The organism is Buchnera aphidicola (Aphis helianthi), from assembly GCF_005083845.1.
GTDB lineage: Bacteria > Pseudomonadota > Gammaproteobacteria > Enterobacterales > Enterobacteriaceae > Buchnera > Buchnera aphidicola_AW.
Map to the genome: position 1 here is coordinate 517249 of NZ_CP034894.1, position 12592 is coordinate 529840.

A 12592-nucleotide genomic window follows, 5' to 3' on the forward strand; every position below is an offset into this window, starting at 1 on the left:
CTGTATATTTTTATATCTTGCAGTTTTCAAATTTACACACAGTAGCGGAAATTCAACTAAGAGAGAGCTCTATGAATTCTGAGCGTTCTGAACGCATTAAAATTCCCGTTTTACCATTAAGAGATGTAGTTGTATATCCTCATATGGTCATTCCATTATTTGTAGGTCGTAAAAAATCAATTAAATGTATTGAAACATCTATGAATAATGATAAAAAAATTATGTTAATTGCACAAAAAGAAGCATCGAAAGATGAACCAAATACAAATGATTTGTTTAATATAGGAACTATTAGTTCAATTTTACAAATGTTAAAACTTCCAGATGGTACAGTAAAGGTATTAGTTGAAGGTTTACAACGTGCTTATATAAAAAATTTAATTAATACAGGAGAACATTATATTGCTGAAGTAGAATTAATCAGTACTTCTAATATTTTAAATAAAGAACATAAAGTATTAATTAGAACTACAATTAATCAATTTGAATCTTATATTAAACTTAATAAAAAAATTCCATCAGAAATATTAAATACTCTTAATAATATAACAAATTCAGAAAAACTAGCAGATACAATTGCAGCTCATATGCCATTAAAATTAAATGATAAACAATCAGTACTTGAAATAAAAAATATAAATAAAAGACTAGAATTTTTAATGGCAATAATGGAATCAGAAATAGATCTATTACAAGTAGAAAAAAGAATTAGAAATCGTGTTAAAAAACAAATGGAAAAAAGTCAAAGAGAATATTATTTGAATGAACAAATAAAAGCTATTCAAAAAGAACTCGGTGATATGGATGAAATTCCAGATGAAAATAAAGTTTTAAAACGTAAAATTAAATCTTTAAAAATGCCTAAAGAAGCTAAAGAAAAAACAGAATCAGAACTACAAAAACTAAAAATGATGTCACCTATGTCTGCAGAAGCAACTGTTGTACGAAGTTACATTGATTGGATGATACAAGTTCCTTGGAATGTAAAAACAAAAATAAAAAAAGATATTCAAGAAGCTAAAAAAATTCTTGATATTGATCATTTTGGACTTGAAAAAGTTAAAGAAAGAATATTAGAGTATTTAGCAGTACAAAGTAGAACAAATAAAGTTAAAGGTCCTATTTTATGTTTAATTGGACCTCCAGGTGTAGGTAAAACATCGTTAGGTAAGTCTATTGCAAGATCTACAGGTAGAAAATATGTAAGAATGGCACTAGGTGGAATAAGAGATGAAGCTGAAATTAGAGGTCATCGTCGTACATATATAGGATCAATGCCTGGAAAATTAATTCAAAAAATGATTAAAGCTAAGGTAAAAAATCCATTATTTTTACTTGATGAAATTGATAAAATGTCTTGTGATGTTAGAGTAGATCCAGCTTCTGCATTATTAGAAGTTCTTGATCCAGAACAAAATATTAATTTTAATGATCATTACTTAGAAGTAGATTACGATCTCTCTGACGTAATGTTTGTTGCAACTTCAAATTCAATGAATATACCTGCTCCACTACTTGATAGAATGGAAATTATTCGACTTTCCGGTTATACAGAAAATGAAAAATTAAATATTGCAAAATCTTATTTATATCCTAAACAAATTGAAAGAAATGCTTTAAATCCCAATGAATTAACAATTACTGATTGCGCTATAATGAATATTATTCAATACTACACACGGGAAGCTGGTGTTCGTAGTTTAGAACGTGAAATATCTAAAATATGCAGAAAAGTAGTAAAAAAATTAATTTTGAATAAATCTTTAAAATATATTGAAATAAACAATAAAAATATTAGTGATTTTTTAGGAATAAAACGATTTGACTATGGTAAAACAAACAAATCCAATCAAATTGGACAAGTAGTTGGATTAGCATGGACAGAAGTTGGTGGAGAGTTATTAACAATTGAAACAGCATGTGTTTCAGGCAAAGGAAAACTTACTTATACTGGTTCTTTAGGTGAGGTAATGCAAGAATCAATTCAAGCTGCAGTAACAGTAGTTCGATCTCAAGCTAAAAAATTGGGAATTAAAAAAGATTTTTACGAAAAACATGATATTCATGTACATGTTCCAGAAGGTGCTACTCCGAAAGATGGTCCGAGTGCAGGTATTGCAATGTGTACTGCTATAGTTTCTTCTTTAACAAAAAATCCAGTTAAATCTAATGTTGCTATGACAGGTGAAATTACATTACAAGGAAAAGTATTAACTATTGGAGGTTTAAAAGAAAAACTACTAGCAGCACATCGTGGAGGTATTAAAACAGTCTTAATCCCATATGAAAACCAATGTCATTTAGAAGAAATACCAAAGAATATTATTGATGGATTAATAATACATCCAGTTAAAAACATTGAAGAAGTATTAAAATTGGCATTAGAAAATATACCTTATGTATGATAATAAAATATATTTATATCAAAGTAAATTTGGCTGGCAAAAAGTTGTCAGCCTTTATAGTACAAATTAAAAAATTATAAAATTTCAATATAAAATTAAAAATATTTAGGATTTGTGTATTATGATTAAATTTTTTAATCTACGATTAAAACATATTGTAGTCAAATGTATTCTAGGAATAATTATTTTATCAATAATTTTTAGCACTCTAAATAATTACATTCATAAAGATACAACAAAATATATAGCACAAGTTAATGAAGAAAAGATTAGTATTGAAACATTTCAAAATATATTTAACATTGAACTAAACAAACAAAAAAAAATATTAGACAAAAATTTAAATATAATTAAAAATTATAAAAAATTTAAAAAAAATATATATGATTATGTATTATCTCAATTAATAAATAATATTTTATTAGAGCAATATACAAAAAATATAAAATTTGATTTAGATAATAGTGAAATTAAAAAAATAATATTCAACTCTAATATGTTTCAAGAAAATAATAAATTTAATAACGAAAAATATTTAAATTATTTAAAATCAGTTAATTTAACGAATTATGAATATATAGAGTTAATTAAAAAAAAATTAAATACAATAAGTTTAATTAATACTATTGCAGAAACAGATTTTATGTTAGATAGTGAAAAAAAACATATAATAAATTTATTATCTCAAAAAAGAATAATTAAAAAAACAATTTTTAAAATTAATTCTATAAAAAATCAAAACATAAATAATATAGAAATATTAAATTATTTTAATAAAAATAAAAATAAATTTTATAATCCAGAACAATTTAAAGTGAGCTATATTTACATCAAACCAAATGAATTAAATATAAAATGCAACGATCAAGAAGTTAAAAATTGGTATCAAAAAAACATAAATAAATACTCAACTCAAGAAAAAAGAAATTATAGTATTATTCAAATTAAAACTAAAAAAGAAGCTTTATTAATATTGTCAAAGTTAAGAAACGGGGAAGATTTTTCAAAAATAGCAAAACAAAATTCAATTGAACCAATTTCTTCTAAAAAAGGAGGAAATATTGGATGGATACCAACTAATTTAATACCTGAAGAAATAAAAAAATTAAATTTAGATCAAAATAATCAAATTTCTGATATTGTTCCATTCAACGGTGAATTTGTAATTGTTAAATTAAACAAAATTTTATTTAAAAAAATCAAAAAAATTTCTGAAGTATATAATATAATTAAATCTGAAATAAAACATAAAAAATCTTTAGATGAATATTATAGATTAAAAAATAAAATTTTATTTTTATCTAAAAAATATAAAAATCGATTTGATTTAATTGAAAAGAAATCTAATATTAGATTTGTAGAAACTCAATGGTTTGATAAAAATTCTATTCCTAAAATATTGCAAAATCCTACTTTAAAAAAAATGATCTTTAAACAAGGCTTATTAAATAAAGAACAGATAGTTAAATTAAATCCATGGTTAATTGAGTTAAAAAATAACCAATTATTTTTATTAACGATAAAAAATATTAAACTAAAAAAATTAAAAGAATTTAAAAATGTTAAAAATAATATTATAAACATTTTAAAAAACATTAAAGCAATTAAAGAAACAAAAGAAAAAACAAAAAAAATTTTATTTGAGTTAAATAATGGAAATAAAAAAATATTACTTAAAGAACATTTGCTATTTAATCATTCAGAAACACTATCTCGATATGATCACAATCCTATTGTATCTAAAATTTTTTCAATGCCATATAATATTCATGAAAAAAAAATTTACACTATGTATCAAGATAAAAACAAAAATTTTGTAATTGCATTTATATCAAAAATTTATAATGAAAAATTTTCAAAAAACGAAGAAAAAATGATTATTAAATATTTAGAGAAAAATAATATAGAAAAAATATTTAACTCTATTATTAAAAATCTTCATAAACATTCTAAAATTATATATAACGCAACAGAACAGATATAAATATATTTCAATATTTCTTTAAATAAAATATTTTTATATTTACATCATTTACAACATATATAAAAAATTATTCATAAAAATTAAATTTATCTTTTAATTTTTTCATATAATATGAAGGATTAGTTTTCCATTTATAAAATCCTTCATAACGAATAATACATGCTTGACATTGGCCACATCCATTACCTATAACACCTTTATAACAAGTTACTGTATGATTAAGAATAAATTTACTTGAGTTCCAATAATGCGATAAAGACCAGATTTCTGCTTTACTTAAATTCATTAAAGGAACTTTAAAACTAATTTGACAATCCATTCCGATTTGAATAACACGATTCATAGTTTCAATAAATTCATTTCTACAATCTGGATAACCAGAAAAATCAACTGTATTAACACCTAAAACAACAGAATCAATTTTATTATTAAAAGCATATATAGAAGATAAAGTTAAAAACAAAATATTACGACCAGGAACAAAAGTACTAGGTAAAAATGAGTGTAATGGATGATTATTACAAATAGAAATATTTTTATTTGTTAAACTACTTCGAGAAAGATTTTTTAAAAATTTAATATCTATAAATATATGTTTTTTTACTTTAAAATATTTTGAGATAAAACGAGAAGAATAAATTTCAGATTTATGTAATTGATCATAATCAAAGGTAATACAATAAATGTCTTTATACAAATTAGCATAATGTATTAAACAAGTTGTTGAGTCTTGTCCGCCGCTAAAAACTATTAGTACTTTTTTTTTCTTCTTATTCATAATTTTATTTTTTATATAACGATTTTTAAAAATATTATAATTAATATTATATATCAAGAATAAAAAAATATTTTTAATTTTAAAAAATAAAATTAATTAAAAAAATATATAATATTAAAATATATATTTTTAATATTTACATTTTAGGATTATTTTGTGAGATTGTTTAACCAATTAAAATGGTATTTTATACAAGAATGGAAACGATATTTAGGGTCTTTTATTTTATTAATAACTATAGCGTTTTTACAATTAATACCACCTAAGATAATCGGAATTTTAATAGACCTAATTATCAAAGAAAAAATGAATGGTATAAAAATATTACCATGGATTTCAATTATTTTTTTAATTGCAATTATTGTATATATATTAAGATATTTATGGAGAATTCTTTTGTTTGGGGCATCTTATAATCTTGCAACCGAATTACGAGTTAAATTTTATTCACATCTAAGTAAGCAAAGTCAAATATTTTTTTTAAAAAACAGAACTGGAGATTTAATTGCTAGAGCTACAAATGATGTTGATCGCATTGTATTCGCAGCAGGAGAAGGTGTTTTAACACTTATAGATTCATCTATTATGGGTTTATCTGTACTAATTGTAATGATTTCGCAAATTAGCTGGTTATTAACAATAATTTCTCTTATACCAATGCCTATTATGGGTATTTTAATCAAAAAATACGGAAAAGAACTACATGATAAATTTAGAAACGCACAACATTCATTTTCTTTATTAAATAATCAAACACAGGAAATATTAACTAGTATTCGAATGATTAGATCATTCGGGTTGGAAAATAATCAATTAAAAAAATTTAATAATATTGTTAATGAAGCTGGAAAAAAGAATATGGAAGTAGCTAAGATAGATGCTCGTTTTGATCCGGTAATTTATTTATCAGTAGCATTTTCTAACTTATTAGCAATCACTGTAGGTGGATATTTAGTATCAAATGAAATAATTACGATAGGTCAATTAACAAGTTTTATTATGTATTTAGGTTTAATGATTTGGCCAATGTTAGCATTAGCATGGATGTTTAATATAGTTGAAAGAGGCAGTGCAGCATGGGAAAGAATTTATTCAATTATTAATAAAAAACTATATATTAAAGATGGTGAAAAAATATCATCTAATACTGAAAAGTTAATAAATGTAAATATTAATACTTTTTTTTATCCCAAAAGAAATATTCCATCTTTAAAAGAAATTAATTTTACTCTTGTACCAGGTAAAACTTTAGGTATTTGCGGACCTACTGGTTCTGGAAAAAGTACTTTATTAAAATTACTACAAAGACAATTTGAAATTACTGACGGAAAAATAACTTATGATTCGATTTCATTATTAGAATTAAAAATCAATTATTGGAGAAGTAAAATTTCTGTCGTTAATCAAACTGCATTCTTATTTTCAGATAATATATATAATAATATTTCTTTAGGAAAGCCTAATGCATCTAAAAATGAAATTGAAACAGCAGCATATTTAGCAGATGTACATAAAGATATTATATGCTTACCTAAAGGATATCAAACACAAGTAGGTGAACGAGGTGTGATGTTATCTGGCGGACAAAAGCAACGTATTTGTATAGCTCGAGCATTGTTATTAAATGCAGAAATATTAATCTTAGATGATGCTTTATCTGCAGTAGATGGAAATACTGAAAATAATATTTTAAATAACTTAAAAAAATGGAAAACCAAAAGACATTCTTTAATTATTGTCGCTCATCGTTTATCTGGATTAATTAATTCAGATGAAATTATTGTTATTAAAAAAGGTATAATTATTCAAAAAGGAAGTCATAAAGAATTGATAAAAGAAAAAAATTGGTATCAATCTATGTATTACCACCAACAATCAAAAAAAATTGAGGATAATTTAAAATAGATGAGAAATTTATAATATGGATCATTTAATAGAATTTTGGCCAATTTTAAAACGTTTAATAAAATATGCGATACCTTGGAAAAAAAAAATTATATTAGCGTTTTGTTTACTTATAAGTGGCGCAACTTCAGAAGTTTTAGGGCCTATTTTAATTAGTTATTTTATTAATAACATTTTATCTAAACATAAATTTTATTTTCAATCAACACTAATTATTATAGCGATATTCATTATATTACAAATATTAGCAGTTTTTTTTAATTATTTTCAAAGTATTTATTTTAATAAAATAGCTGTACGAGTCATTAATAAATTACGCAATGATGTTATGAATTCAGCAATAAAACAACCTATTTATCAATTTGATTCACAACCTATTGGTCAAATAATTTCCAAAGTTACTAATGATACTGAAGTAATTAAAGAATTATATGATACTGTTGCACCCACTTTATTTAGAAGTATAACATTAATTATTATTATACTATTTGCTATGTTTACTCTTGAGTGGCACATGGCGATAATTGCAATTTTTATTATACCATTAGTAATTGTTATTATGTCAATTTATCAGTACTATAGTACTCCCTTACTTAGAAATGTTAGGTATTACTTAGCAAACATTAATAATAAATTTAATGAAACTATTAATGGAATGAATGTTATTCAACAATTTAGACAACAAAATAGATTTAAAAAAAGTATTCAAAATAGCAGTCAATTACATTACTTAGCACGTATGAGAATATTAAAATTAGATGGTTTTTTACTACGACCATTATTAAGTTTAATATCAGCATTAGTATTATGTAGTTTTATTTTTTCATTTAGTTATTTCAAAAATGAAGTATTTGAAGTCGGAATATTATATGCTTTTATTACATATCTTGGACGTCTTAATGAACCTTTAATTTCTATAACTATTCAACAATCTATATTACAACAAGCAATCGTAGCAGGAGAAAGAATATTCTCTCTTATAGATTCAAAAAAACAAGAATATGGAAGAAATAAAAAAAGATTTAAAACCGGAAAAATAAATATTAAAAATCTAAGCTTTAGTTATTCAGAAAATCAAAAGAATATACTTAATAATATTAATATAGATATTCCATCTAAAAGTTTTGTTGCATTTGTAGGTCATACAGGTAGCGGTAAAAGTACTTTAGCTAATTTATTAATGGGATACTATCCAATAAAACACGGAGAAATATATCTTGATGATAAACCTATTAATTCTATAAGCCATTGTGTTTTAAGAAAAAATATATTAATAGTACAACAAGATCCGATAATTTTAGCAGATACTTTTTTTTCTAATATTGCATTAGGAAGAAAAATATCAGAAGATGAAATATGGAAAATATTAAAAATTGTTAATCTTTTTTCTTTAGTAAAATCAATGCCAAAAGGTTTATATTCTATTTTAGGAGAAGAAGGAAATACTTTATCTGTTGGTCAAAAACAATTACTATCTATTGCTAGAATACTTGTAAAAAATCCGAAAATACTTATATTAGATGAAGCAACTGCCAATATTGATTCTGGAACCGAAAAATTAATTCAAAAAACTTTATCTTTTATAAAAAAAAATACCACATTAATTGTTATCGCACATAGATTGTCTACAATAGTTGATGCTGATCTTATTATAGTATTAGATAAAGGGAACATTGTAGAATTTGGAAAACATGAAAAATTACTAAAAATAAAAGGTTGTTATTCAAAAATGTATAATTTTCAATTATCTAAATATTAATATCAAAATATTTAATTTAGAAGATCCTGTTAGTTATAACAAAACACCTGCATTCATTGATGTAGCTGCTTCTTTCCAGATCTGACTCGTTTTTCAACTTAACAGTGTTGAGGACTAACAGAATCTTCTTTAATTTTATATAAAAAAATTGAATTTCATATTCTATACACTAAATATATAATTTACAACTAATATTGTAAAAATTTTTTATTTTTAAATGAAAATAATATTATAATAATATTTAAAAAAACATGAACTATCAAATATTAGCAAGAAAATATCGTCCTCAATCTTTTCAAGAAATTGTTGGTCAGAAATATATCATAACTGCTATATGCAATGCAATTGATATGGGGAAAATTCATCATGCATGGTTATTATCTGGAACTAGAGGAGTAGGTAAAACTACTATTGGTAGATTACTAGCTAAAAGCTTAAATTGTCATACAAAAATTACTTCTACACCTTGTAGAAAATGTATGACTTGCAAAGAAATAGAAAAAGGCACTTGTCTTGATTTTATTGAAATAGATGCAGCTTCAAGAACAAAAATAGAAGATATGAGAGAAATCTTAGATAATATTTATTATTCTCCAATTAAAAGTAGATTTAAAATATATTTAATTGACGAAGTACATATGCTTTCTCGACATAGTTTTAATGCACTTTTAAAAACTCTTGAAGAACCACCTAAACATATTAAATTTATTTTAGCAACAACAGATATAGAAAAAATACCTAAAACTATTATATCTCGTTGTTTATATTTTAAACTAAATATATTATCTGAAAAAAATATTTTTGATTATTTAACATTTGTTTTAAACAATGAAAATATTAATTTTGATGTAAATGCCTTAAAAACAATATCTGAATATGCTAAAGGTAGTATGCGAGATTCATTGAATTTATTAGAACATGCTATAAGTTTTAGTAAAAATAACATTAATTTAAAAAATATCAACAAAATATTAGGTATACCTAATAAAAAAAATATTTACTTGTTAACTAAATTTTTGCTAGATAAAGATTTTAACAAAATCATATTTTTATTAGATAAAATGAACAAGATTAATATAGAGTGGGAAAATATTTTAATCGAAATGTTACGTATGTTACATCATATTGCCATGATTAAGTTATATTCATTAGAATGGAGTAAAAATATTTCTGAAAATGACCAATACGATATAAAAAATATAGCATATAAAAAAAATAAAAAAGATATTCAAACATGTTATAAAATTTTGTTAAATGGAAGAAAAGAATTAGTTTTTTCACCGAATCATCAAATAGGTGTAAAAATGACTTTACTACGAGCGATTGAAGAAATAAAAAAATAAACGTTATAAAAAATAAGTAACAAATTTATTTTTTATTAAAATATTTTCAAAAATTTTAAAAGTGAGAAAATTATGTTTAGTAAAGGTGGTTTAGGAAATCTAATGAAACAAGCTCAACAAATGCAAGAAAAAATGGCACAAATACAAGAAGAAATGGCTAAAATGGAAGTTACAGGAGAAGCAGGAGCAGGATTAGTAAAAGTAACTATTAATGGATCTCATAACTGTAGACGTATAGAAATAGATCCAAGTTTATTAAAAGATGATGATAAAGATATGTTAGAAGATTTAGCAGCTGCGGCATTTAATGATGCAACTAGAAGAATATCTGAAGTCCAGAAGAAAAAAATGTCTGCTATATCTACTGGAATGCAATTACCTCCAGGATTTAATATGCCAATATAAACTTTAAAAATGTTAATTTTTTAAATAAATTTTTAAAAATATTTTATATGCTAATTTAATAAAGGATTATCTATGAATATACAAAAGAAAGAAACATATAGTTTTCAATCTGAAGTTAAACAACTGTTACATTTAATGATTCATTCTTTATATTCAAATAAAGAGATTTTTTTAAGAGAATTAATATCTAATGCATCAGACGCAATAGACAAACTGCGATTTGAGTCTATATCATCACCAAATTTATACAACAACAATAAACCGAAAATTCAAATTTCTATTAATAAATCACAAAGAACGCTGATTATTAATGATAATGGAATTGGAATGACACGAAAAGATATAATTGAAAATTTAGGAACCATTGCTAAATCAGGTACTAAATCATTTTTAAAATCTTTAGAAGATAAAAAAAACAATATTAAAAACGAATTAATTGGTGAATTTGGAGTTGGTTTTTATTCGTCTTTTATAGTTTCAGAAAAAGTATTAGTAAGAACAAAATTTGCTGGAAATCAATCTAATGAAGGAATATTATGGGAATCTTCAGGAGAAGGTGAATACAACATAACCAATGTTATAAAAAAAACACAAGGTACTGAAATTACATTATTTTTAAAAAAAGAAGAAGATGAATTTTTAGAAACATGGAAAATTAAAAATATAGTTAATAAATATTCAGATCATATTACTGTACCAGTCGAAATACAAATCTATGATGAAAAAAACAAAACATATTTTTGGGAACAAATAAATAAAGCTCAAGCATTATGGATCAGAAATAAATCTTCTATTAGTGATAAAGAATATCAAGAATTTTATAAATATCTTACTAATGATCAAAATAATCCTATTACTTGGAGCCATAATCATGTAGAAGGTACTCATGAATATATTAGTTTATTATATATTCCAGAAAAAGCAGCTTGGGACATTTGGAATAGAGATAATAAGCATGGTTTAAAATTATATGTAAAACGTGTTTATATTATGGATAACTCACAAGAATTTCTACCAAACTATCTTAGATTTATTAGAGGAATAATAGACTCAAGTAATTTACCTTTAAATGTTTCTAGAGAAATATTGCAAAATAACTCTATTACTCAAAATTTGAAAAAAGCATTAGTAAAAAGATCACTAAAAATGTTAGATAAGTTATCTAATAATGATAACGAAAAATATCAATCTTTTTGGAATCAGTTTGGATTAGTTTTAAAAGAAGGACCGGCAGAAGATAGTGAAAATTTAAATTTGATTGCTAATCTTTTACGATTTACATCAATGAAAAATAATAGTTCAGAACAGAAAATTTCATTGAAACAATATATATCTGATATGTGTGACAAACAAGAAAAGATATATTATATTACTGCTGATAGTTATATGTCTGCTAAAAATAGTCCTCATCTTGAATTATTTAACAAAAAAGGTATTGATGTTTTATTGTTATCAGATAGAATTGATGAATGGATGATGAATTATCTCGTTGAATTTGAAGGCAAGAAATTTCAATCTATTAGCAAAGAAGATTTATCCTTAAATAAACTTGTAGAAGAAAAAATAACCAACAAAGAAGAAACATCGAAAGAAATAGTGGATTTTTTAATCAAAGTTAAAAAAATACTTGGTGATAAAGTAAAATCTGTAAGATTAACAAATAGATTAACAGAAACTCCATGTATTGTATTAAGTGACTCAAATGAAATGAGCACACAAATGGCCAAACTTTTTACAGCTGCAGGACAACCTGTTCCAGAATTAAAATATATATTTGAAATTAACCCAAAACATGAATTAATTAAAAAAATATGTACAATGAGCAACGATGAAATATTTGAAGAATGGATTAAATTATTATTAGATCAAGCATTATTTGCTGAAAAAGGAAATTTAGATAATCCACATGAATTTATTGCTAGAATGAATAAATTATTTATACAATTATAAAAATATGATTACTACTTATTTATAGTAGTAATCTGAATCTTAAAACTATTTTAAAATAACATA

The 12592-nt window shown here is 23.3% G+C and carries 8 protein-coding genes and 1 other RNA gene; 7 read left to right on the forward strand and 2 right to left on the reverse strand.

Annotated features, from left to right (window positions below; genetic code table 11):
• The first annotated feature begins 71 nt into the window (after positions 1 to 71).
• Both lon and D9V62_RS02430 read left to right on the forward strand, forming a co-directional pair.
• Entirely contained in the window at positions 72 to 2405 is a 2334-nt protein-coding gene (gene lon / locus D9V62_RS02425; RefSeq protein WP_158340212.1) for an endopeptidase La, read from the forward strand.
• 121 nt (positions 2406 to 2526) lie between these two features.
• Positions 2527 to 4389 carry a SurA N-terminal domain-containing protein gene (locus D9V62_RS02430; protein ID WP_158340213.1) on the forward strand — a complete coding sequence of 621 codons (1863 nt, stop codon included), beginning with the start codon at positions 2527 to 2529 and terminating at the stop codon, positions 4387 to 4389.
• A gap of 67 nt (positions 4390 to 4456) precedes the next feature.
• Here D9V62_RS02430 and queC read toward each other — a convergent pair whose 3' ends face one another.
• The gene (gene queC / locus D9V62_RS02435; protein WP_158340214.1) at positions 4457 to 5167 is read right to left on the reverse strand and encodes a 7-cyano-7-deazaguanine synthase QueC; all 711 of its coding nucleotides are present in this window, start codon (positions 5165 to 5167) and stop codon (positions 4457 to 4459) included.
• Positions 5168 to 5323: 156 nt separating this feature from the next.
• Here queC and D9V62_RS02440 point away from each other — a divergent pair, with 156 nt between their 5' ends.
• Entirely contained in the window at positions 5324 to 7072 is a 1749-nt protein-coding gene (locus D9V62_RS02440) for a SmdA family multidrug ABC transporter permease/ATP-binding protein (RefSeq protein WP_158340215.1), read from the forward strand.
• Between the two features lie 16 nt (positions 7073 to 7088).
• Entirely contained in the window at positions 7089 to 8831 is a 1743-nt protein-coding gene (locus D9V62_RS02445; protein WP_158340216.1) for a SmdB family multidrug efflux ABC transporter permease/ATP-binding protein, read from the forward strand.
• Between the two features lie 24 nt (positions 8832 to 8855).
• On the opposite strand, the gene ffs is transcribed toward D9V62_RS02445, so the two are convergent.
• Positions 8856 to 8951, reverse strand: an RNA gene (gene ffs, locus D9V62_RS02450) — signal recognition particle sRNA small type.
• A gap of 131 nt (positions 8952 to 9082) precedes the next feature.
• Here ffs and dnaX point away from each other — a divergent pair.
• The 3 genes from dnaX to htpG all read left to right on the forward strand — a co-directional run bounded on the left by dnaX (position 9083) and on the right by htpG (position 12529).
• Entirely contained in the window at positions 9083 to 10174 is a 1092-nt protein-coding gene (gene dnaX, locus D9V62_RS02455; RefSeq protein WP_158340217.1) for a DNA polymerase III subunit gamma/tau, read from the forward strand.
• Between the two features lie 72 nt (positions 10175 to 10246).
• Positions 10247 to 10579 carry a YbaB/EbfC family nucleoid-associated protein gene (locus tag D9V62_RS02460; RefSeq protein ID WP_158340218.1) on the forward strand — a complete coding sequence of 111 codons (333 nt, stop codon included), beginning with the start codon at positions 10247 to 10249 and terminating at the stop codon, positions 10577 to 10579.
• Positions 10580 to 10651: 72 nt separating this feature from the next.
• Complete coding sequence (gene htpG, locus D9V62_RS02465; protein ID WP_158340219.1) at positions 10652 to 12529, forward strand: molecular chaperone HtpG; 1878 nt, start codon at positions 10652 to 10654, stop codon at positions 12527 to 12529.
• The last annotated feature ends 63 nt before the right edge of the window (positions 12530 to 12592 follow it).